The 21,877-nt window shown below is 42.5% G+C and carries 21 protein-coding genes and 1 pseudogene; 15 read left to right on the top strand and 7 right to left on the bottom strand.

Annotated elements, in window-relative coordinates; all coding sequences use genetic code 11:
* Positions 1–155: 155 nt before the first annotated feature.
* Positions 156–851, top strand: coding sequence for a TrkA C-terminal domain-containing protein (locus tag ACQKNS_RS23380; RefSeq protein WP_427645734.1), 696 nt, complete (start codon positions 156–158; stop codon positions 849–851).
* A gap of 51 nt (positions 852–902) precedes the next feature.
* Here ACQKNS_RS23380 and ACQKNS_RS23375 read toward each other — a convergent pair whose 3' ends face one another.
* Complete coding sequence (locus tag ACQKNS_RS23375) at positions 903–1,022, bottom strand: DUF4023 family protein (RefSeq protein WP_061465287.1); 120 nt, start codon at positions 1,020–1,022, stop codon at positions 903–905.
* 482 nt (positions 1,023–1,504) lie between these two features.
* Here ACQKNS_RS23375 and ACQKNS_RS23370 point away from each other — a divergent pair, with 482 nt between their 5' ends.
* From ACQKNS_RS23370 to ACQKNS_RS23330, 9 genes and pseudogenes are all read left to right on the top strand, one after another.
* Positions 1,505–2,110, top strand: a complete 606-nt coding sequence (locus ACQKNS_RS23370) for a hypothetical protein (RefSeq protein ID WP_427645664.1) — start codon at positions 1,505–1,507, stop codon at positions 2,108–2,110.
* Positions 2,111–2,210: 100 nt separating this feature from the next.
* Entirely contained in the window at positions 2,211–2,489 is a 279-nt protein-coding gene (locus tag ACQKNS_RS23365; RefSeq protein ID WP_427645663.1) for a hypothetical protein, read from the top strand.
* Positions 2,490–2,940: 451 nt separating this feature from the next.
* On the top strand, positions 2,941–4,317 hold the full coding sequence (locus tag ACQKNS_RS23360; RefSeq protein WP_427645662.1) for a histidine kinase N-terminal domain-containing protein: 1,377 nt from the start codon (positions 2,941–2,943) through the stop codon (positions 4,315–4,317).
* Between the two features lie 9 nt (positions 4,318–4,326).
* Positions 4,327–4,911, top strand: coding sequence for an ANTAR domain-containing response regulator (locus tag ACQKNS_RS23355; protein WP_192206791.1), 585 nt, complete (start codon positions 4,327–4,329; stop codon positions 4,909–4,911).
* Between the two features lie 146 nt (positions 4,912–5,057).
* Positions 5,058–6,329, top strand: coding sequence for an ethanolamine utilization protein EutH (eutH, locus tag ACQKNS_RS23350; RefSeq protein ID WP_427645661.1), 1,272 nt, complete (start codon positions 5,058–5,060; stop codon positions 6,327–6,329).
* 19 nt (positions 6,330–6,348) lie between these two features.
* Entirely contained in the window at positions 6,349–7,755 is a 1,407-nt protein-coding gene (locus ACQKNS_RS23345; RefSeq protein ID WP_427645660.1) for an ethanolamine ammonia-lyase reactivating factor EutA, read from the top strand.
* 18 nt (positions 7,756–7,773) lie between these two features.
* Positions 7,774–9,138, top strand: coding sequence for an ethanolamine ammonia-lyase subunit EutB (locus ACQKNS_RS23340; protein WP_427645659.1), 1,365 nt, complete (start codon positions 7,774–7,776; stop codon positions 9,136–9,138).
* A gap of 32 nt (positions 9,139–9,170) precedes the next feature.
* Positions 9,171–9,896: pseudogene (gene eutC, locus ACQKNS_RS23335) on the top strand (ethanolamine ammonia-lyase subunit EutC); the annotation flags it as partial.
* Positions 9,897–9,905: 9 nt separating this feature from the next.
* A complete protein-coding gene (locus tag ACQKNS_RS23330) occupies positions 9,906–10,046 on the top strand; it encodes a hypothetical protein (RefSeq protein WP_427645658.1) in 141 nt (46 codons plus the stop codon).
* Between the two features lie 91 nt (positions 10,047–10,137).
* Here ACQKNS_RS23330 and ACQKNS_RS23325 read toward each other — a convergent pair whose 3' ends face one another.
* The gene (locus ACQKNS_RS23325; RefSeq protein ID WP_427645657.1) at positions 10,138–10,863 is read right to left on the bottom strand and encodes a DUF4261 domain-containing protein; all 726 of its coding nucleotides are present in this window, start codon (positions 10,861–10,863) and stop codon (positions 10,138–10,140) included.
* 259 nt (positions 10,864–11,122) lie between these two features.
* On the opposite strand from ACQKNS_RS23325, the gene ACQKNS_RS23320 reads away from it, so the two are divergent.
* Positions 11,123–11,842 (top strand): YebC/PmpR family DNA-binding transcriptional regulator, encoded by a 720-nt coding sequence (locus ACQKNS_RS23320; RefSeq protein WP_053536610.1) that lies wholly within the window; start codon positions 11,123–11,125, stop codon positions 11,840–11,842.
* Positions 11,843–11,941: 99 nt separating this feature from the next.
* On the opposite strand, the gene ACQKNS_RS23315 is transcribed toward ACQKNS_RS23320, so the two are convergent.
* Positions 11,942–13,348, bottom strand: a complete 1,407-nt coding sequence (locus ACQKNS_RS23315; protein ID WP_427645656.1) for a polysaccharide deacetylase family protein — start codon at positions 13,346–13,348, stop codon at positions 11,942–11,944.
* Positions 13,349–13,533: 185 nt separating this feature from the next.
* Between ACQKNS_RS23315 and ACQKNS_RS23310 the strand changes: the two genes are divergently transcribed.
* Entirely contained in the window at positions 13,534–14,049 is a 516-nt protein-coding gene (locus ACQKNS_RS23310) for a sigma-70 family RNA polymerase sigma factor (protein WP_427645655.1), read from the top strand.
* Positions 14,034–14,903 carry an RsiV family protein gene (locus ACQKNS_RS23305; RefSeq protein ID WP_427645654.1) on the top strand — a complete coding sequence of 290 codons (870 nt, stop codon included), beginning with the start codon at positions 14,034–14,036 and terminating at the stop codon, positions 14,901–14,903. Before ACQKNS_RS23310 ends, ACQKNS_RS23305 begins: the two co-directional genes overlap by 16 nt.
* An 87-nt stretch (positions 14,904–14,990) precedes the next feature.
* Here the strand turns inward: ACQKNS_RS23305 and ACQKNS_RS23300 are convergent, their stop codons facing one another.
* On the bottom strand, positions 14,991–15,215 hold the full coding sequence (locus ACQKNS_RS23300) for a hypothetical protein (RefSeq protein WP_427645653.1): 225 nt from the start codon (positions 15,213–15,215) through the stop codon (positions 14,991–14,993).
* A gap of 342 nt (positions 15,216–15,557) precedes the next feature.
* Between ACQKNS_RS23300 and ACQKNS_RS23295 the strand changes: the two genes are divergently transcribed.
* Complete coding sequence (locus ACQKNS_RS23295) at positions 15,558–17,051, top strand: peptide MFS transporter (protein WP_427645652.1); 1,494 nt, start codon at positions 15,558–15,560, stop codon at positions 17,049–17,051.
* A gap of 440 nt (positions 17,052–17,491) precedes the next feature.
* Here ACQKNS_RS23295 and bioA read toward each other — a convergent pair whose 3' ends face one another.
* The 3 genes from bioA to ACQKNS_RS23280 are packed head-to-tail and all read right to left on the bottom strand — an operon-like array spanning position 17,492 to position 20,141.
* Entirely contained in the window at positions 17,492–18,874 is a 1,383-nt protein-coding gene (bioA, locus tag ACQKNS_RS23290) for an adenosylmethionine--8-amino-7-oxononanoate transaminase (protein WP_427645651.1), read from the bottom strand.
* Entirely contained in the window at positions 18,871–19,578 is a 708-nt protein-coding gene (gene bioD / locus ACQKNS_RS23285) for a dethiobiotin synthase (RefSeq protein ID WP_427645650.1), read from the bottom strand. Before bioD ends, bioA begins: the two co-directional genes overlap by 4 nt.
* Positions 19,557–20,141 (bottom strand): biotin transporter BioY, encoded by a 585-nt coding sequence (locus ACQKNS_RS23280; protein ID WP_377400058.1) that lies wholly within the window; start codon positions 20,139–20,141, stop codon positions 19,557–19,559. The genes bioD and ACQKNS_RS23280 overlap by 22 nt, the downstream gene beginning before the upstream one ends.
* A 377-nt stretch (positions 20,142–20,518) precedes the next feature.
* Here ACQKNS_RS23280 and bioB point away from each other — a divergent pair, with 377 nt between their 5' ends.
* The gene (gene bioB, locus ACQKNS_RS23275) at positions 20,519–21,484 is read left to right on the top strand and encodes a biotin synthase BioB (protein WP_063234977.1); all 966 of its coding nucleotides are present in this window, start codon (positions 20,519–20,521) and stop codon (positions 21,482–21,484) included.
* Positions 21,485–21,877 lie beyond the last annotated feature (393 nt).

The following is a 21,877-nucleotide window of genomic DNA, read 5'->3' as shown; positions in this document are numbered from 1 at the left end:
AAAAACGCAATAGGATCCAATGGATCTTACTGCGTTTTTTGTTTGTCATGGCAGTTTCAGTAAGCGAATATATGGATGGAAACTTGAAAAGATGACGAATGCGATTTCTTTTGGCGGGATTGGGGTAAACCATAGATGAGGAAGTGATCATTTTGATGAATTTACTTTTTATGTTGCTTTATCTTATAATCATTGTTCTTGTTATTGAAATATCGGTTACCTTGATGAAATTGACTGGATTAAAAAGCACAGTGGCCAGATTTCAGGTTATCTCCATGCTGACGGGTACTGGTTTTACAACGGACGAGTCAAAATCCATCATTGATCATCCCGTACGAAGGAAAATAAGCATGTTCTTAATTTTATTTGGCGCTTTCTCACTTGCTGTCATCATTTCATCGATCAGTACATTGCTTACGGATGATTTGCGCTTGATGGAGTTAAGCATCATTATAGGGATACTGCTGGTCTTAGTCGTACTAGTGAAATCTCCATTCCTGCATAATAGAATATCGAATAAGATGAAAAGTGAAATGTACAATCATTATGAATTATGGGAACACCCGATAGAGGAGGTCCTCTTTTTAGAAGAGGAAGATGTGGTCATGGAAATCGATATTTATGAGAACTCTGAATTCATAGATGTTAAAGCTGATGATGTCATATCACAGGGAGCGGACATCAATATCTTATTTATTGAAAGCGGAGAAGTGAAAATCAGGAAAGAGTTATATGAGTACAAAATCAAATTAGGCGATAACCTCTTTTTATATGGAAATAAAAAAGAAATAGAAGACATATTCTCAAAAGAAATCGAAGAGATGAAGAAGAAAAAAAGTACATCGGATTGAAAAGAATCCCAGCCCTTTGTTAAGGCTGGGATCTTTTGATGATGGGTCCCACTAATGTTTTTTATTCGGTAATTTCTGAGCGGGATTCCCATTGCCTTGACGGCGGAAATTGCCTTCTTCCTTTTTCTGCTGCTCTTGAATGCTTTCAACAAATTCCTTTGAACTTTTCATGGAATGTACCTCCTCCGATATTTTCTTCTTTACTATAACCAGAAGAGGTGAAATTCATGAGTAATGCATGTGATCTGACTTCATTAACGGGGAGAAAAGACTAACTATCATAAGAAGCATGGACACTACATGCAAAAAAGGAAGCATCTGGACGAAGTTATGAATGATGTATCCATTACACAACCATATTCCATCAATTGCTCCTGCACGACCACTAGCATTGCACCACCCGAAACGCCTCGAAGCCCTTCATTAATACCCTTCAAAAATTTCTGTTAAATATAACGCGGAAATTAAACCGAAAAGGATCCTTACCCCTTTCTAAGGTGGACACGGACACACCTTTGCAAATACGCCATATACGTGTCTCAAATTTTGGAATTTGAATTTCAAAAATGAAACTCCATGATTCAATTCAGATGATTTAATTGAAATATAGAAAAACACGTTGCGTGTTTTGGGTTTAGATTAGGAGGGGCTATATGAAAAAACAATTATTAGCAGTTTTAGTTGGTTTTTTAATATGCTTAACTATTATTCCAACATTTATTTTTGCTGCTGAAAATGAAGGGGAAAATGCATTAGATTATTCGTCCGAGGATTTATTTGGAACTTTTGATTATGAGGATATTGAATCGCCACTATTATTCACCGAAGAACCTAAAGTTGAGTATAGTGAGTTAATACAACCAACTAATGGTAAAATATCGTCTCGATCCAGTATTGGGTGGAAGGATCATACAAAAGTGTCAAGCTGGACAGAAAAGAGTAAAGTTTTTTTACGTTGGCATCCAGCTTTTTCTGGTAAAAATTACAATGTAAGTTATTATAATTTTTCTAATTCGAGTACCTCGATTTCTGTAGGTTTAGGAGGGGCATATGGGAGTGTTTCAGTTTCATATAGTCCCAAAGGTTCGGGTTACTCCATTAAAGCTAATGCAAAAAAATGGAGTAGACCTGCTATCTATGGAGATTTAATAGCTACCAAATATCTAGTGAAGTCATATACAGGCGCTGGAAAACTAATAAGTACTACTTATGTAACGTACTATCATACTACAAAAACATATATAAAAATTTTGTATTAGTAAAAAGGATTGAGGTAAAATTTCCAAAAAAATATCTTTACTTTGTCTAGTTGGAATATTATTAGTTGTTGGTTTTGTTAGCAGTAATAAATGGAGATTATTGGAAAATATACCACCTTCAATTGTTTGGGAAGGACAATCTTATAGAATTACTGATGAACCTGTTGAGATTCAAGATATAGGAAATAATCTAGGGGAAGTTATTCGGAAAATAAGTAGCACTAGCACTCCTAATACCCATGGGGAATCCAATGTTTTAGAAAAAGGAACAAAAATCTTCGAATCAGCAATACGAGTTGAGGATAAAGATTATAGAGAGTTAGTCATTCAAATAAATAATAAAAAGTATATAAAAGCGTACCCAATGTTAGGAATTTAATGGCAAGGGAAAAATGTCCTCTTATAAAAAGAGGACATTTTTTTATCGCTCAGAAATACTGTTCAAAAATTTCTGTTAAATATAACGCGGAAATTAAACCAAAAAGGATTCCTTACGCCTTTCTAAGATGGACACCCTTTGCCGATACACTGGATATATTTTTTTAAGATATTGGATTTCAAAAATGAAATGTCAAGATTCGATTCAGCTGATTGAATTGAGTAATAAAACCTGTACTCAATTAAACTGAATTCAAAAAAGTGAAGCAGACCTACTACCTATAGGATTCAGACGATACAGTTTTATTGTTTGGAAAATATCCCTTTAAGTATCACCATCTAATGTTAGAATACATTACATTAGAATATTTTGAATATTGACAAAAATAGGGACGATATCTATAATAATCAATAATAATATCCATGAATAAACATTTATTGGGGTTTTGCCTATGGAACGGACAATGACTGTCCGAGAATTATGTAAGGTGCATACTCAGTTATTGGACAAGGATATTCAGGTTCTTGAAAACTTATCAACGAATTTATCGTTGATAGCCGATTTGAATAAAGCGAATGTGTTTATTGATTGTCCGGTGCTCGAAAGGAAGCATGCCATTGTCGTCGCAGAGGCATGCGGTCATTCCGTGAAATCGGTTTATGATCATCCGGTTGTCGGGAAATTTGCCTATGAGGCTTTTGAACCGGCTGTATTTTATGTATTGCGGACCGGAAAGGATATGTTCGTGAATCGGGCATTGACTCAAGAGGGAGCAATGGTCCAGCAAAGTGTCGTTCCAATCAAGGGGGAATGCAATAGGGTCATCGCCGTTTTGATCATGGAAAAGGTGATTCATGAAGAACCTGAAACTTCAAGACAGTTTGACAGGCAAGATCAACAAAATTCCTTAGTTCCTGAATTTATCGAGGAGTCCATTTTCCTGATTAATAACCAAAACCGGCTTGTCTATACGAATCCTGCTGCCATTAATCTAGTATCGGATATTTGTATGACGGAATGTGTTTTAGGTGAAACCATTTTCGATTATTTTCCTGGCTTAACCGATGTCCTTGCTTCAAAAGAGGACATTTTAATGAAGGAAATGAACATTGGTAAAAAGATTTTCCAAATAAAGAAATTCCATTTGGGCAACAGGAATTCCGATGAAACGTTCATCATCATCCGGGACCTGACAGAACTGCGGGATAAAGAGAGAGAGCTGATTAGCAAGTCAGTGGCGATTCGTGAAATTCATCATAGGGTGAAGAATAATTTGCAGACAGTCGCCAGTTTACTTCGGCTGCAAATGAGGATTGGCGCCCCTGAAGAGAGCAAGCCCCATTTATTGGTCAGTTTGAACCGGGTGTTAAGCATATCGTCGGTTTATGAAATCATTTTGGCAAGCAGTCAGGTCGATCATGTGGACCTGCTGGAGCTTATTAGGAAAATTGGCGATATGATCGTTCATACGGAGGGTCATGCCCGTCAAAGCCTGAGCATTGAATATGGCGGCGGTGAGCTTCATTCCATTGATTCCGACATTGGCATTTCTGTCGCGCTGGTTGTGAATGAGCTCATTCATAATTGTGTGAAGCATGCTTTCAAGGAAGGGACGGAAGGGAAGATTACCGTATGCTTTCAAAAGGATGGTCCTGAATTGGAAATTCAAGTTAAAGATGATGGCATCGGATATTCACCGGCAGTGAAACCGACTTTAGGGCTGGATATCATCCGGATGACGGTGGAAAATGATTTGGATGGGGAGTTTTCGATTCATCGGATTAAAGAAGGTACCCTGGCTTCTGTAAGATTTCCATACAAGAGGTAGGTGGGAGAAGTGGTCAAGAGGATTTTGGTCGTGGAGGATGAATCGATTGTTCTGCTTGATATAACGATCATGCTCAAGGATGCAGGATTCGATGTGGTAGGACATGCCCGTAACGGCGAGAAGGCGATTGAATTGGCACATGCACTGCAGCCGGATCTCGTTTTGATGGATATCAAAATGCCAAAAATGAATGGGCTTAAGGCTAGCGATGTAATATCCAATACCTTTCAGATTCCGGTCCTGCTTTTGACTGCATTCAGCCAGCGTGAATATATCGATGAGGCGAAGCGCGCGAATATCGTCGGATATCTTGTGAAGCCAATTACGGAGGCGAATTTGATTCCGGCGGTGGAGATAGCTTTGCAGCAAGCAGCCAATACAAAAAAGCATCAGGAACGAAATGCTCAATTGGATGAAACGCTCACAAATCGTAAAGTCATTGAAAAGGCAAAAGGAATCATCATGAAAAGGAAGAATGTAACCGAAGAAATCGCTTACAATAAGTTGAGAAGATTAAGTATGGATAAGCAGCTTTCCATGGAGACGGTGGCACGTCGAATCATTGCAAATGATCAAAAACAAGTAAATAGATGAAGCAATGGCGCTTTGATGGACCAAATTGGTTATAGGCAGGCATTTCTGCCGGGCAACCTACGTTTGGGCTATAAGAGGCGTCTTTTTTTATACCCTTTTTTAAAAGACGATAGGCCAAATCAAATCGGAATTCAGGGGGAATATGTATGGAGATGGTTGGTAAATTCGTAATTTATATCATCATGGTGTGTGCCGTTGCCGGTGCAATTGCATCGATTAAGGACAGTGAACAAGGCTTGGGCAAACAGTTCATGGAAGGTCTGCATACAGTTGGCCATATATTTATCCCGGCAGCTGGAATCATGGCATCGATTCCTTATTTATCATGGTTCATCGATACAGTATGCGGCCCGGTTTTCGCTGCGATCGGTGCAGATCCCGCCCTCGCTGCAACAACGATTTTGGCAACGGATATGGGAGGGTACCAATTGGCGGCCGAGCTGCAGGAATCCTATGAAGGCTGGATCATGGCGATGATTGTTGGATTCATGTCTGGGGCAACGATTGTGTTTTCGATTCCGATGGGGCTTGCGATGCTGGAGAAGCGTGATCATAAATACATGGCACTTGGTGTCATGTCAGGAATCCTGACGATTCCGATTGGGGCTTTTATCTCAAGCGTGCTGGTGGTGGCCACGAATTCGAAAATCCGTGAAGTGATTTCCACGAATGCGGATTCTACATATGAATTCGCATTGAGTTATTTGAAAATTGCCCTGAATCTTTCTCCTCTTCTTATTTTTGTGATCTTGCTTGCGTTAGGTCTTTATTTCCTGCCGGATTTGATGATCAAAGGTTTCATGTGGTTTGGAAAAATATTGGATGCCGCAATCAAACTTGTACTCGTGTTTTCGATCGTGGAAATTTTCACCGGACTGTTTTCCAATGTATTTGGTGCTTGGGGGTTCCATCCGATCATGGCCGATAAGGCGGACCAGTTCCGTGCCCTGGAAACGGCGGGGTATATCGGAATCATGCTGGCAGGTGCTTTTCCGATGATTTACCTGATTCAAAAATATGCAGGCAAGCCGCTTGAAGCGATGGGCGGAAAAATCGGGCTGAGCAAAGCGGGGAGTGCAGGGATATTAGCCACGGTGGCCAATATATTAGCGATGTTCAAACTTGTGAAAGATATGCCGCCGAAGGATAAGGTCATTAACATTTCCTTTGCCGTGTGTGCGGCCTTCCTATTAGGGGATCATTTATCATTCACAGCAAACTTTCAGCCCTCCTTGATATTGCCGATCATTGTCGGCAAGCTATCTGCCGGAGCGATTGGAATCGGTCTTGCTTACTGGCTGTCTGTTCCGAAAGCTTTGGAATTGGAGGAAAAGGATCGTGAAGCAGGAGTTATCGGCGTAAATGAATATAAAACGAAAAACGGAGAAGAAAACGGCAATGAAATCCAAGTGGTGTAAAACTGGGGTGTGATTTTTAATGATTGAACAGGTGGAACGAATCATCAGTGCAGGAATTGATATTGGCACCAGTACGACGAAACTGGTCATCAGCGAGCTTTCGCTTAGGAATGTGGCGGGTGGCGGACAGGTGCCTAAAATCGAAATTACCGATAAGGAAATTCTGTATCGAAGTCCCATTTTCAGGACCCCGCTTTTATCCGATACGGTAATTGATATACCTGCTGTTCAAAGATTGGTGGAAAGTGAATACCATCAAGCCGGGATCACGATCGATATCATACAAACTGGGGCTGTCATCATTACCGGGGAAACGGCAACGAAACAAAATGCGGAAGAAATGGTTTACCGGTTATCTAAAGCTGCGGGGGAATTCCTTGTGGCGGCAGCCGGTCCGGACTTGGAGGGAATCATTGCCGCCAAGGGATCGGGTGCCCATCAACATTCCATAAAGACAGGAAAGACTGTAGCGAACATAGACATTGGCGGGGGAACGGCGAATATTGCCGTATACCGTTCCGGCATGCTTTGCGGAACTTGCACACTGCATATAGGAGGCCGTCTGGTGGAGTGGGAGGGAGCGAGGGTGAAAGTGGCCCCTTCAATAAGGAAATGGATGAAATCAACGGGGCACTCTCCTTTGAATGGTGATGGGGCGATCATCACAAATGAAATGGCGAAGGTACTTTCGAGGTTTTTGGCTGGTTCATTCACAAAAGAAGATGAACTACTTTTAGTGGGGAAGGAGCCATCATGGACAGGACGAATCGATGTGTTGATGTTCTCGGGAGGTGTCAGTGATTGCATTTATCATCAAGAACGGGAGGACAAAAGCTTCCGGGATATAGGCATGATGCTTGCCTCCTCTATTAAGGAAAATGAAGAATTGGCTGCATGGGAGTGGGAACAGCCAGTTGAAACAGTTCGGGCGACTGTCCTAGGAGCAGGCGCACATACGACTGAAATAAGCGGTGCGACCATCGAGGTGAATGATTCTCATCTGCCCGTTCGCAATATCCCGGTCTATCGGGTCGACTTTCATGACGTAATTGATGATGTGACCGTGAGAATGGCACAAGCTGTTCAGGATGCGATCACGATATACGACCCTTTAAAGGAGGGGCTGAATTTTGCCTTTTATTTAACGAATTTACCTTATCAATCATTTCGGGACATTCATCAGCTCGCAGTCGCTTTTACCGAGGCTTTGATGCAAAAACCGAATCGGCAGCAGCCCCTGGTCATTGTCATGGATAGTGATTATGGGAAGGCACTTGGTCAAGCCATTCTAGCGAACGAACCGGATCTGCCGGTCATCTGCATCGATCAAACAGAAGTGGAACATGGTGATTATTTAGATATAGGAAGGCTGCTGCGGACAGGGGTCGTTCCGGTTGTAGTAAAAACGCTAACCTTTCACAGTTAGGAAAAGGAGGATCATACGATGAAATTATCCACTCGATACTTTGGGGAAATCCATCAATTCAAATCGTTGAAAGAAGTCATGGCCAAAGCGAATGAGGAGAAATCAGGAGATAGGCTTGCGGGAATTGCAGCGGATTCGGTCCAAGAACGGATTGCGGCGAAAGCGGTGCTTAGCGAATTGACTTTGTCGGACATCAGGAACTATCCCCTGCTCTCCCCGGAAGAGGATGAGGTGTCGCGGATCATAGATGGTCTCATCAATGGAACCATCTATCAATCCGTGAAGAACTGGAGCGTTGCCGAGCTGCGTGAATATATTTTGAGTGATGAAACGACCGGCGAGGATTTAAAACGATTAAGCAGGGGATTGAATAGTGAAATGATTGCTGCGGCAGCCAAGTTAATGTCGAACCTTGACCTTATCCATGCAGCTAATAAAATCGAAGTGCTCACCAAGAATAATAGCACGATCGGATACAAAGGAACGCTTGCTTCGCGCCTTCAGCCTAACCACCCGACCGACAATGTCGATGGCATGCTGGCTTCTTTAAAAGAAGGCCTCTCCTATGGAGTCGGGGATGCACTCATTGGAATCAACCCTGTCGATGATTCGGTCGAAAGCGTAAAGCGGCTGCTTCATGCGACACAGGATGTCATCCAGAAGTGGAACATCCCGACCCAAAATTGTGTGCTTGCGCATGTGACCACGCAAATCAAGGCCGTACAGCAAGGGGCGCCTGCCGATATGATTTTTCAAAGCATCGCCGGAACGGAAGCGGCCAATCGCTCTTTTGGAATTAACGTACAATTGCTCGAAGAAGCTAATGAGGTCGCAAAGGCATATGGGACCGGCACTGGCCCGCAGCATCTGTATTTTGAAACGGGGCAAGGCTCCGAGTTATCGGCGGAAGCGCATTTCGGAATCGATCAGGTGACGCTTGAAGCCAGGAATTATGGATTTGCCCGCTATTTTGATCCGTACATTGTCAATACGGTCGTCGGTTTCATCGGACCTGAATATCTATATAACAGCAAGCAGGTCATCCGCGCCGGGTTAGAAGATCATTTCATGGGAAAAATGCATGGATTGCCGATGGGTGTGGATATTTGCTATACGAATCATATGAAGGCGGATCAAAATGATATCGAGGATTTGGGTGTGCTTTTAACGGCAGCTGGCGTGAATTTCATCATCGCAACTCCGATGGGGGATGACTGCATGTTAAACTACCAGTCTTTGAGTTACCACGATATAGCGACATTGAGGCAAACGATGGATAAGCGGCCTGCCCCATTATATGAAGCCTGGCTGGAGAAGATGGGGATTATGGAGAATGGAAAATTAACGAAGCGTGCCGGTGATCCAACGATATTTAACCATTAGGAGTGGATGATATGGGAATGAATAAAAAGGAAGATTTGGATGCCTTGATGGCCAAAACCCCTGCGCGGATAGGGGTGGGCAGGTCGGGGACCCGGCCGAAAACGGATTCTTGGCTGAAATTCCGTTTTGACCATGCGGCGGCCGTCGATGCTGTATATGGTGAAGTCAGTGAAATTCTTTTGAAACGCTTGGATTTATTCAAGGTGAAAACGAAGGCCGATGATAAGGAAGTTTATTTACGGCGTCCGGATTATGGCAGGAAGCTTTCGGATGAAGCAAAGCGGGTGATAGAAGCCAAATGCATAAAGGCCCCAACGGTTCAAATCATCATTTCCGATGGCTTAAGTGCCAAGGCGATCGAAGAAAATGTGGAAGATGTCTATTTATCTTTCAAACAATCTTTGGCAGTGGCAGGTCTGGATACGGGTACACCTTTTTATATTGAAAAGGGCCGGGTTGCCGTGATGGATGATATCGGTGAAATCCTTGGACCTGAGGTCATTGTCTTGTTGATCGGTGAACGGCCTGGTCTAGTCAGTGCTGAATCATTGAGCGCTTATATTTGTTATAAACCACGTTTGGGCACCATTGAAGCAGAGAGGATGGTCATCTCCAACATCCATAAAGGGGGAATTCCCCCGGTTGAAGCTGGAGCGCATCTCGGCACGGTCATTCAAAAGATCCTCAAATACCAAGCGAGCGGCATGTCCCTTGTGAAAAAGGAACATGAAGAAGAAAAGCGCGAAAAACTCGGCTGAAAAATAAAAATGGAGGAGCGAATCGCTTCACTCAGTTTATCGGCAAAAAGGTGGGCGGGATGGTCACATACCAGGCCGTTGATTTCCTCTCCAGGCACTCGCTTTGATGAGGCTTGGCAGACAGTCGGCGGCATGGGAGCGGGTTTCTGATATCATCTGGATCGCATTTTAAATAAAAAAACTGCAGGCAAACTCGCTTTATGCGAATTTGCCTGCAGTCTGGGGGGAGCAAATCGCTCCTCTATTTACTTGTCCCTAAATTCCATAATCCAAACGGGTTGTAGAAGGGATGGTCTTCTTCATATCTAAAGTCCTGAAGGCCCGTCAATATAAAGTCGGGTGCATCTTGTTGAATGCTGAAGGTTTCGCCATTTTTAAAGAGAGGACGTTCGCCTACATGGTAATAATTAAATGTGTTTAGCAGGGCAGCCGCCTCTTTCGGACTCATGGTGTTAAGTGTCACGGCATCCGGAAGACCAAAAGCTTTCATTCCGAATGAACAATAATAATCTTCCTCCCCGATGATCGTGACAAAATGGGCATATACCGAGAGAATATCGGGGCTATGATGAAGATGCTGCCAATCTTCCTTTGAATGGGCAATTCCAGCCGTTTCTATTTTCACTGCCATTCCGCCTGCCCTTAGGATCGCTGCCCCGGCATCGATCAAATCGATAACCGTTCCGGTATCGGATACATCGGCTATTATATAAACGGTAAAGGTATGGTCATTGATCTCCTCTAATGCTTTCTCCGAAAAGGCGTCTTTACTGGCGTAGGAAAAGCTCTCTTTCAAAGTGGGTTCATAATCGTGGATCTCCGCCTGAAAAGTAATGTTCTTATCGCTATTATGAAAAACGTTCCCGGCTAATAGATACCCTTCGCTTTGGGAAGCGACCGTTTGAATCAATTCTTTCCGGTCCTTCCATTTACCGGGTATCCCGATAATGATTTGATTGTCCTTCATGGATCATCTCTCCTTTCCAATCACTTCATACTATACCACTGCTGATGTTTTCCAAAGTATTTCATAGAAAATACCCAAGGCTCCGATAAATGCCAGTGAGGGATGTGCAGGACTTTTTCAAAATTATACAATTGATGTATAATATAATCTAGTAATCGTATAGCCTATCTTCAAAGGAATTCCCCTGGTGGGTTTTCTCATAGGGCCGTATCTAAATAATTTATTCGTATATATCAATGATGAAAGAGAGTGGAATATAATGGGTCGTAAGTGGAATAACATTAAAGAAAAAAAAGCGTCAAAAGATGCTAATACTAGTCGGATTTATGCTAAATTCGGACGGGAAATATATGTTGTGGCAAAACAAGGTGAACCAGATCCAGAGTCCAACCAGGCATTAAGGGTCGTACTTGAGCGTGCGAAAACGTACAATGTGCCAAGAGCGATCATTGACCGTGCGATTGAAAAAGCCAAAGGCGGCTCGGAAGAAAACTATGACGAACTTCGTTACGAAGGATTCGGTCCGAATGGTTCAATGGTCATCGTGGATGCATTGACAAACAATGTGAACCGGACGGCATCTGATGTGCGTGCCGCATTTGGGAAAAATGGCGGGAATATGGGGGTAAGCGGATCTGTTGCTTATATGTTCGATGCAACGGCTGTCATCGGGATTGAAGGCAAGACGGCTGATGATGTTCTTGAACTGTTGATGGAAGCGGATGTTGATGTACGTGACATCATTGAAGAAGAAGAAAGTGTCATCGTTTATGCTGAACCTGAACAGTTCCATGCTGTACAACAAGCATTCAAGGATGCAGGAATCAGCGATTTTACAGTGGCCGAGCTTACGATGCTTGCACAAAATGACTTAACCCTTCCAGAAGATGCACAAGCACAATTCGAAAAAATGATTGATGCATTGGAAGATTTGGAAGATGTTCAACAAGTTTATCATAATGTAGATCTTGGTGAATGATAAAATGAGCAGACCTTTGCTATAGATCAAAGGTCTGCTTATTTTATTTGAATGCAAAAGAGCCTGTTCCGAAACACGGAACAGGTTCTTTTCTTTTGATTATTCACTCATGGTGATTCCGGAAAGTTCACGCTCTTTCTGTACCTTTTCCAATTCCGAAATTGTGACCAGTTGATAACCTTGGTCATGCAGTTGTTTGATGATTTTTCCTGCAGCCTGGGCGCTAGTTTGATAGATATCATGCATTAATATGATTCTGCCATCTTTGGCTTTGCTCATCACTTTGTTTACGATTTTCTTTTCATTCCGTACTTTCCAATCTTCGGGATCGACATCCCAAAGCGTGACTTTCATATCCTCCATGTATTCACGCACATTATTGTTAATCGCTCCATATGGGGGACGGACGAGATTTGGCTCAGCACCTGTAGCTTTTTCTACAGCGTCTTGGGTCTTTTCGATTTGATTTTTGATTTTGTTCTTGCTTAAGCGCGTCAGCTGCGGATGATCCCATGAATGGTTGCCAATCTCATTTCCTTGCTGCAGCATTTTTTGCAGAACTTCCGGATAATGCTGTACGCGGCTTCCAAGCACGAAAAACGTCGCGTGTCCACCATACTTGTTCAAGTCTTTAAGAATGGACATGGTATGATTTGGATGCGGCCCGTCATCGAACGTCAGGGCAATCACCTTTTTTGAAGGGTCGATCCATTCATTTTGAACGGGCAGTTTGGCGACGATATGCTTCGGCTGCCATTCCTTTACACGATCCGCATTCAAATCTTGACTTTGATATGAATCTAGCAAACTATCTTTAAAAAGTTCCTTCTTGATGGCTATTGTATGGATCTTAGGTGAATGATCAGTCTTAACGTAGAATACAAGCGTATCTTTCAAGACTGAAAAAGAATTGAAGTTGGCTGCCTTCAGTTTGTTTTCCTTTTTAATGAGACTGTTTGAAATGCCTTCTTCTTCCTTCTCCGTTAACTCTTCAAAAACAATATCGGATAAAACGGATAAATAATCAGTATCCGTGGCAAAGATGTCTTCTATGGAGAGCTTTTGCTGAGATGGAATATCATAAGTGAAGATCTGGGATCCAGACTGCTTCTTTCCTTCCACTTGCTCATATTTATCGAAGGAAATCGTTATGGTCTGGTTGCTGAAATGGAGGATCGTATAAGTGAGGTTAAGCTCGGATGCTTTTCCGTCGGATGCTTTCCATTTCTGTTCATAATCCTTAATTTCTTTCTTTATGTAGGCTTCTAGCTGCTTGTCGATATTTTCCAAATGCAGAACGGGCCTGCTGGCTGAATACCCGCCTTTCGTATTATCTTTCACATACGTTTGAATATCGGCTTCTGGGTAATTTTTATCAGTTGTATAGGCCGAAACGGTTCTTTTCTTATCAAAAGCAAGGCTTTTGATGGCTAACCCCAACGTTCCCACAGCAGCTGTTAGACAAAATAGAAAAATAAAGACTTTTTTATAATTTAATTTACTCATGATGTACTCCACCTCGATAATCATTCTACTATATAGACGCGCCAAAAGCCTTAAAAGTTTGTTAAAAATTTCATTTTTTTATTTTTATATATTTCCTTGTTCATTTTCAAACTTTTATGGCTGCACAAACGTCTATCCTTTGTACCCAGGATACGTAATTTAAATGTAAGGAGCTCTTTCATGCAATGAAAAATCAAGATATGAATCAATTAATCGCGGCCCGGATAACCGAACGGCAAGAAAATTTGTACAGACTTGCTTTTTACTATGTTAAAAACCAAGAGGATGCGCTTGATATCGTGCAGGAATCAATCAGGAAAGCACTGGCGTCCAGCAGTAAAATCAAAGACGCTGCTTCTATAGATAGCTGGTTATATAAGATCATCGTCCGAACTGCATTGGATGTTTTGCGGAAGAAAAAGAAACTGACCATCACCGATGACGAAACAATAGAATATTTACGCAGCGGTGAGGAAGATCACTACCCTGACCTGGATTTGCAAAAGGCACTTGAAGGACTTTCGGTCAAGTACAAAACGGTAGTCGTTCTCCGTTTCTTCGAGGACCTGAAGCTGGATGAGATAGCGGAAGTGCTGGAAGAGAATGTAAGCACGATTAAAACGAGATTATATAAAGCGCTGCAACTATTGCGGATCAACATGACTGAACGGGAGGAAACAAAAAGATGGAAAAAAAACTAAAAGATCTGCGGGAAGAATATCTTAAAACACCTATACCAAAGGAATTGAATGATGTCGTTCAAGCGGCCTTGAATGAAAAGCCCAGGAAGAAGCCAAGGGTTGGCAGGAATATCCTCATGTCAGCGGCTGCAGCGCTTCTGATTGTGACAGCTTCCGTAAACATCAGTCCGGCAGCGGCAAAAGCCATGAGTGAAATCCCGATAGTCGATAAGGTCATCAAAGTGATTACCTTCGTCGAATGGAATGAGGAAGCGAATAATTCCTCGGCAGTAATCAAAACACCTGCGATATCCGGCCTGGAGAATAAACAGCTCGAAGATAGCTTGAATGAAAAATATTTATCGGAAAGCAAGCAGCTTTATAAGGAATTCACGGACTCCATGTCAAAACTGAAGGAAGGGGAAAAGGGCAATATGTCGGTGGAAAGCGGATATGTGATATTGACGGATAATGAAACGATCTTATCCGTACAGCGTTATACGGATAAGATTGCTGCTTCCAGTTCTACAGAAAGTCAATTCGATACAGTCGACAAGAAAAATGAAGTGCTATTAACGCTAAATAGCTTATTTAAAGATGATCGTTATCTTCAGGTGATCAGTGAGAACATCAAAGAACAGATGAAGAAGCAGATGGCAGAAGATCCGGAAAAGATATATTGGGTCGAAGATGATGATCTTACTGCATTTAAAGGCATTGATGAAAACCAAAACTTTTATATAAACGAAGATGGCAAGCTAGTCATCGCCTTTAACAGCTATGAAGCAGCACCGGGATATATGGGGGCCGTCGAGTTCGTCATCCCGACAAAGGTGCTGTCAGAACTACTTGTCGGCGATCAATATATCCATTAAAACGGCCCTACTTGTCATTCTTATGACGGGCGGGAAGCTTTTAACACGGAAAATGCCCAATTAAAAAGACGAACCAATGTTACTTGATTACAGTAACCTTGGCTCGTCTCTTTTTTGTTCGAATTTCATCTGGTCCAGTTCCAGCCTCATTTTTTCCGTCTCCATAAGAAAGTTTTCATGCTTCAGTTTTTCAAGTTCCAATTCAACCTTTAGCATATTGTATTTGGTCTTTGACTGTTTTTCTAAATGGCTTGTCAGTATGCCGATTATAGGGATGGAAAAAATCAGCACAACCGTTATGATCCCGAACATTATCGTACCTCCTCATTTTTAATACCTATTATACGGTGTATGTAACGGTTGAAGTGATTTATTTTCAAAATGGATCTCCCCATTTTTCCGATTCTCATTGCATGTGCAGGGCAACCAAAGTGATATGAAACGTAATACCATTGGTGAAGTTAGGGCAATATATCATTGATGGCAGCTCCCTATTAGACTATAAGGGTTGTTTTTTACTGCGAAATACGGGATTTGTCATGTAGGGCGTTAACCTATTCTATTTATTTTGAAATTAATTATTTAAATATACTAAATATTTATTTACAATATAGAAAATAAAAGTTATTATACAATAATAAAGGAGGGCTAGGTATGGCAACAATAAATAAACAGAAAATTGTGGATAGTGTACCTCAAAAAGGTTTCTTTGGTAACCCAAAGGGATTATTCACCCTTTTCTTTACTGAGTTCTGGGAGCGTTTCTCGTATTATGGCATGAAGGCCATTCTTGTTTACTATATGTATTACGAAGTTTCTAAAGGGGGACTAGGTCTTGATGAAACCACAGCCCTTGCCCTTGTATCCATTTACGGATCTTTAGTATATATGTCAGGTATAATTGGCGGATGGCTTGCCGACAGGATCTTCGGGACTTCCAAAGCCGTATTTTACGGTGGTATCTTGATCATGCTTGGGCATATTGTCCTTGCTGTACCAGGCAGTCTCTCCATGTTCTTTGTTTCCATGGTACTCATTGTACTTGGTACTGGTTTATTAAAACCGAATGTTTCCAGCATTGTCGGTGAAATTTACGCAGAAAATGACGAACGCCGGGATTCCGGTTTCAGTATATTCTATATGGGTATTAACATGGGTGCATTCCTTTCACCGTTTGTTGTCGGTACAGTCGGAATGGACTACAGCTTCCATCTTGGTTTTGGACTTGCGGCAATTGGAATGTTAATTGGACTCATCGTCTTTGTTGCAACTAAGAAAAAGAACTTGGGCCTTGCTGGAACTCTTCCTGCGAACCCATTATCACAGAATGAAAAGAAAAGCGTATTTACGAAATTGGGTATAGCTACACTTATCTTAGCTGCCATCATCGGCATCACTGCCGCTAAAGGCATCTTAACGATTGAAACCTTTATTAATCTTGTAGGTATCCTGGGGATCGTTATTCCGACCCTTTATTTCATTTTCATGTATCGCAGCCCTAAAACAACTTCTGTTGAACGTTCACGCTTGATTGCCTATATACCTTTGTTTATAGCAGCTGTCATGTTCTGGGCGATTCAAGAGCAAGGTGCAACTATATTAGCAAGCTATGCAGACAAACGGACACAGTTGAATTTTGCTGGAATCGAAATAAACCCGGCATGGTTCCAATCTTTGAACCCTTTGTTCATCATTACCCTTGCACCAGTATTCGCATGGTTATGGATTAAACTTGGAAAGCGTCAGCCGACCATTCCTCAAAAATTTTCAATAGGTTTATTGTTCGCCGGTTTATCATTCCTGGTGATCCTGCTTCCAGTTTATTTCGGTGGATCGGACGCATTGGTCAATCCGCTATGGCTTGTACTTAGCTATTTCCTTGTAGTGCTTGGAGAACTTTGTTTATCTCCTGTTGGACTTTCAGCAACAACAAAATTGGCTCCGGCAGCATTCTCGGCACAAACGATGAGCCTCTGGTTCCTGGCAAGTGCAGCAGCACAAGCACTGAACGCACAAATCGTCAGATTCTACACACCTCAAACTGAAATGGCTTATTTTGGCGTGATCGGCGTTGCTTCAATGGTCCTTGGACTGATCCTTATGGTCTTATCACCAAAAATTCAAGGTTACATGAAAGGCATTCGCTAACACTTAGCCAGCAGCAAAAAAAAGATGACCTCCGAATTAAACGGGGTCATCTTTTTTAGTATTATTTCATTCCTTCTAGCTATAGAACGAGACTTTTCCCGATTTTGTAGTTTCAAAGCTATGTGAGTACGAGTAATTTAAAAAGTAAAATGATTATGAGACCCCTGATAAGAGAAGGTCTCATTTTTTTGACTAAAAAACAACTATATTATTTAACATAGCCTTTTATTTAAAGATTGGAAAAGAAAGCCGGGGGTAGCTGCCTTTCTCGATGTGTAAGGGAGGAAAACAAAAAAGTCGAACGTTGCCTCCAGCCTCTAGCTTTCCGCAGGAGACCACCCTCGGCACTCTTGCTTTGATGAGGCTTGGCAGACAGTCGGCGGAAAGGGAAAGGAAAAGGAAGAAACCGGATGAGCCCTGCTCTTCCGGTTCCTTTTGAATCAGTTTGCTGCTGGAATCAATCCTTTATGAATGGAAACTTCCTGGATGGCACGGTAGACGGTTTCGACCATGAAATCAAGTTCCTTTTCTGACATGGAAAGGATCGGCATCATCGTGATGACTGGACCAAGTTCCCGGATGATCAGGCCATTTTCCCGTGCGGTATGGATGATTGCGGAAACGACGTTTTCTTGGAGTGTGAACGTTTCTTTTGTCTCACGGTCTTTAACGATTTCCACTCCAATCATGAAGCCGCGCTGGCGAATATCGCCGACGATCGGAAGTTCGTATAGCGCTTGCAGTCTTTGTGATAGATAGTTAGATTTTTTCTGGATGTCTTTAATGAGAGTGCGGCTTTCCATCAGTTCGATATTTTTCAGGGCCAGTGCACAGGCTAGCTGGTTTCCTGTATAGGTGTGGCCGTGATAGAAAGTTTTATGTTCTTCCCGTTCTCCCAAGAAGGATTGAAAGATTTGCTCGTTCATGATGGTGGCTGCGAGTGGCATGTATCCCCCAGTGATCCCTTTGCCCATACACATGATATCAGGGACGACATCTTCCTGTTCGCAGGCAAACATGGTACCGGTGCGGCCGAATCCTACGGCCACCTCGTCGCAAATTAAGAGGATATTGTACTTTTTGCATAATTGTTCGACCTCTTTCAAAAAGCCCTCGGGATGAGTTATGATGCCTGCTGCTCCCTGCACCAGCGGTTCGATGATTAATCCTGCAATTTCCTCTGATTGTTCTTGCAGTAACTTCTCCAGTTCCTTCAAGCAATGGTTTTTCACGGCTTCTTGATCCCCATATTCAGTCATGTGATAGGCATATGGGGAAGGGGCGGAAATCCGTTGAAATAAGAGGGGCTTAAAGATTCTATGGAATAGATCCATTCCGCCCACACTCACAGCTCCGACAGTATCGCCGTGGTATGCTTCGTCAAGTGAGACGAATTTGTTTTTATTCTGATGCTTGATGGGATCGATATTCTGCCAATATTGATAAGCGACTTTAAGGGCGATTTCAACAGCTGCAGATCCCGTGTCGGAATAGAAGACTTTCGATAAAGAGCCAGGAGTGATCTCTGCCAGTTTTTTTGCCAGTAAGATCGATGGTACATTCGCAGATCCAAGAAGCGTGGAGTGCGCGACTTTATTTACTTGTTCAATCAGGGCGCCGTTCAATTCCGGCTCGTTATGCCCGTGCACATTCACCCATAAAGAAGCATAGCCGTCAAGGTAGCGTTTGCCATCCACATCAATCAGGTAGCTGCCTTCGCCGCGCTCGATGATCAGCGGTTTACTTTCCCGATACGTTTTCATTTGGGTGAACGGATGCCATACATATTCCTTATCCCATTGTTCTAAATCCTGACTGTTCATGCTTTGAACACCTCTTTCAGTTGTTGGGTATAATTTTGATCACCAAGCAAATCAAGGATGCAGTTCCTCAAGTCTTTTCTTGCATCTTCCAGTGTCGGGATGCAGGCGAGGCCATTCAGTCCAGTCAGCTTTTCGATGGTTTCGATATTATCTTGATGAATCCGATCTTCTGGCCGGTAATGATTAAATAAAATGGTTTTCACGTTCATATCATGGACTTGGGCATAAGAATGGGTCGTCACGACATCATGAATCGCGCCTAAGCCGCTTGTGGATACGAAGAGGACAGGCATGCCGCAATCCCTAATGAAATCTGCCGTCATATAGAAACCTTCCGTTCGTTCAATGAGCGGCACAGCCAATCCGCCAGCTCCCTCGACTAATACGATGTCATACATTTCCTCAAGTTCATGAACCCTTTCCACGACTTTCTTCTCATCGATTTGACTGCCAGTCAATTTAATCGCCAAATGTGGGGAGGTTTCAGGTTCCAATGTGTAAAACCCTGATTCCTTTACACCGAGTTCTTGCTCAAACCAAGATATATCCGGGTATGTATTATTCTCCTCATTGATTCCAGTTTGAAATGGCTTGAATATCGTGACGCTTTTTCCCAAAGTTTGAAGAGACAGATAGAGCGCACTCGTGACGATGGTCTTTCCGATATCGGTGCCAGTTCCGGTTATAAAGTAGGCTTGGCCCATGGATGATTCAGCTCCTTTACGTTTATATATTTTGCAATGCGCGGACGAACTTGTTGAATGATGGCAGCACATAGAATGCATAGCATTAAATCACCGGGTACAGGTAATAAGAAGCCGTAAAGAATCGTTTGGTTGATTGAAAGCGGCGTTTCCACAATCCATTTCATTGCACCATACAGCCAGATGCAGCCGAAAAAGTAAACTGTCAGCAAAGAGGCGGCATTAGCAAAGAATATGGAACGAATCGTGGAGAGGGAAAACCGGTTGATCAGCCATCCATTTACATAGGCTCCCAGTATATATCCGAGCAAATAGCCGAAAGTGGGTTTGAATATATAGCCGAACCCCCCGCCTTCAGCAAAAACGGGAACCCCGATAAGCCCGATCAAGACGTAGCATAACTGACTGAGCATCCCAAGCCGGGGCCCCAATAATGCGCCTGCCAAATAGACTGCCAGAATTTGCAGTGTGAATGGTATGTAAGGGATAGGTATCTTAATAAAGGCGCCAATGGCAGTTAACGCGGTAAAAAGGGCCACATAAGAAATCGTCCTTGCTTTCAAGTTTTTAACCTCCTTTTTAGAAATGGCTGGCAGAATGCCCACTATTAGTTTGCCTGAATCTTATTTTATATGTCAACTATTTTATATAATCGGTTAACATATAAAATACCAGCTTTCTTAGGATTTAAAGGGCAGACTAGGAAAATATTGAAAAAAGACCATTGAATAATATTTTGTTTGTATGTTATTATTCAATCGATATGTTAACTTAAAATAATATAAGTTAACACATTGTTTTTTAATGTCTTGAGTGTGCAAAATGATCCAATCCGGTCCAAGGATTCAGCTAATTAATCGCGGATGATTCATGGGAAGGAACATAGAACAATAAAAGAAAAGAGGGATTAGGTTTGGAAACATTGGTTAGGGATTGGAAGATGTTAGCGGAAAACGTTATCAAAGGATATAAAGTGACGGAGGAAGAGGCATTATCCATTGTACAAGCCCCAGACGAAGAGGTTTTGGAAATTCTGAATGCAGCCTATCTCATACGTAAGCACCATTATGGGAAAAAGGTTAAATTGAATATGATCATCAATACGAAGTCAGGATTATGTCCCGAAGATTGCGGCTACTGCTCACAGTCGATCGTTTCGGAAGCCCCGATCGATAAATATGCTTGGCTGACTAAAGAAAAGATTGTCGAGGGAGCGCAAGAATCAATTCGTCGCAAAGCGGGTACTTATTGCATCGTTGCGTCCGGCCGGCGTCCTACCAACAGGGAAATCGATCATGTCATTGAAGCGGTAAAAGAAATCCGCGAAACGACTGATCTTAAAATCTGCTGCTGTTTAGGTTTCCTGAATGAGGAACATGCCGGCAAACTGGCGGAAGCAGGCGTTCATCGCTACAACCACAACTTGAATACGTCACAGGAAAACTACAGCAAAATTACATCGACACATACATATGAAGACCGGGTAGATACAGTGGAAGCTGTGAAGGATGCCGGAATGTCCCCATGTTCTGGTGCCATTTTCGGCATGGGGGAATCTGAGGCGGAAGCGGTGGAAATCGCCCTATCCTTAAGAAGCCTTGATGCAGATTCCATTCCTTGTAATTTTCTCAATGCAATTGACGGAACGCCGCTAGAGGGAACTTCCGAGTTGACCCCCACTAAATGCCTGAAATTGATTTCGATGATGAGATTCGTTAATCCGAGTAAAGAAATCCGTCTGGCCGGCGGTCGTGAGGTCAATCTCCGTTCCATGCAGCCCATGGCACTTTATGCAGCCAATTCCATCTTCGTCGGCGATTATTTAACGACGGCCGGTCAAGAGCCCACAGCCGATTGGGGAATCATCGAAGACCTGGGATTTGAAATTGAAGAATGTGCTCTTTAATTGAATTTTTTTAAAAAACACCCTTTGGGTGTTTTTTTCAGTTTGTCGATAAAATACTGTTTCATGGGATGGAAGAAATGAACTGAATTTTTTTTTAGGGGTTGTTCATATAGAATGTTGATTTCCTCTCCAGGCACTCGCTTTCCGCGGGCGGTCCGGGAGCTCCTCGGCGCTTGCGGTGAGGAGGATTGGAAGACAGTCGGCGGAAAGGGAGCGGATTTCTGAAATCAACTGATCACTTTTTAAGAAAAAACTGCAAGGGAACTCGTTTTCTTCTTTAGTCTGGGTGTTTTATGCTATTGGTCTGTCAATCTTTACAAAAATAAAAAAATAATTGATAAGTGAAAAAGATGAAAAAAAAATGCTAAATTGTAAGGAGAGGTTTTTCATGAA

It is taken from the genome of Peribacillus sp. NPDC094092 (assembly GCF_050279365.1).
GTDB lineage: Bacteria > Bacillota > Bacilli > Bacillales > DSM-1321 > Peribacillus.
Note: the sequence above shows the minus strand (reverse complement) of the source record. Positions and strands in the feature narration are given on the sequence as shown.

Bases quoted from the DNA above. Each gene is read 5' to 3' on its own strand.
- ACQKNS_RS23375 (WP_061465287.1), bottom strand. From the start codon at position 1,022: ATGAAAAGTTCAAAGGAATTTGTTGAAAGCATTCAAGAGCAGCAGAAA.
- ACQKNS_RS23310 (WP_427645655.1), top strand. From the start codon at position 13,534: ATGAAAAATCAAGATATGAATCAATTAATCGCGGCCCGGATAACCGAA.
- ACQKNS_RS23345 (WP_427645660.1), top strand. From the start codon at position 6,349: ATGATTGAACAGGTGGAACGAATCATCAGTGCAGGAATTGATATTGGC.
- bioD (WP_427645650.1), bottom strand. From the start codon at position 19,578: ATGGGCCAAGCCTACTTTATAACCGGAACTGGCACCGATATCGGAAAG.
- bioA (WP_427645651.1), bottom strand. From the start codon at position 18,874: ATGAACAGTCAGGATTTAGAACAATGGGATAAGGAATATGTATGGCAT.
- ACQKNS_RS23360 (WP_427645662.1), top strand. From the start codon at position 2,941: ATGGAACGGACAATGACTGTCCGAGAATTATGTAAGGTGCATACTCAG.
- ACQKNS_RS23315 (WP_427645656.1), bottom strand. From the start codon at position 13,348: ATGAGTAAATTAAATTATAAAAAAGTCTTTATTTTTCTATTTTGTCTA.
- bioB (WP_063234977.1), top strand. From the start codon at position 20,519: ATGTTAGCGGAAAACGTTATCAAAGGATATAAAGTGACGGAGGAAGAG.
- ACQKNS_RS23380 (WP_427645734.1), top strand. From the start codon at position 156: ATGAATTTACTTTTTATGTTGCTTTATCTTATAATCATTGTTCTTGTT.
- eutH (WP_427645661.1), top strand. From the start codon at position 5,058: ATGGAGATGGTTGGTAAATTCGTAATTTATATCATCATGGTGTGTGCC.
- ACQKNS_RS23370 (WP_427645664.1), top strand. From the start codon at position 1,505: ATGAAAAAACAATTATTAGCAGTTTTAGTTGGTTTTTTAATATGCTTA.
- ACQKNS_RS23340 (WP_427645659.1), top strand. From the start codon at position 7,774: ATGAAATTATCCACTCGATACTTTGGGGAAATCCATCAATTCAAATCG.
- ACQKNS_RS23320 (WP_053536610.1), top strand. From the start codon at position 11,123: ATGGGTCGTAAGTGGAATAACATTAAAGAAAAAAAAGCGTCAAAAGAT.
- ACQKNS_RS23330 (WP_427645658.1), top strand. From the start codon at position 9,906: ATGGAGGAGCGAATCGCTTCACTCAGTTTATCGGCAAAAAGGTGGGCG.
- ACQKNS_RS23305 (WP_427645654.1), top strand. From the start codon at position 14,034: ATGGAAAAAAAACTAAAAGATCTGCGGGAAGAATATCTTAAAACACCT.
- ACQKNS_RS23295 (WP_427645652.1), top strand. From the start codon at position 15,558: ATGGCAACAATAAATAAACAGAAAATTGTGGATAGTGTACCTCAAAAA.
- ACQKNS_RS23300 (WP_427645653.1), bottom strand. From the start codon at position 15,215: ATGTTCGGGATCATAACGGTTGTGCTGATTTTTTCCATCCCTATAATC.
- ACQKNS_RS23325 (WP_427645657.1), bottom strand. From the start codon at position 10,863: ATGAAGGACAATCAAATCATTATCGGGATACCCGGTAAATGGAAGGAC.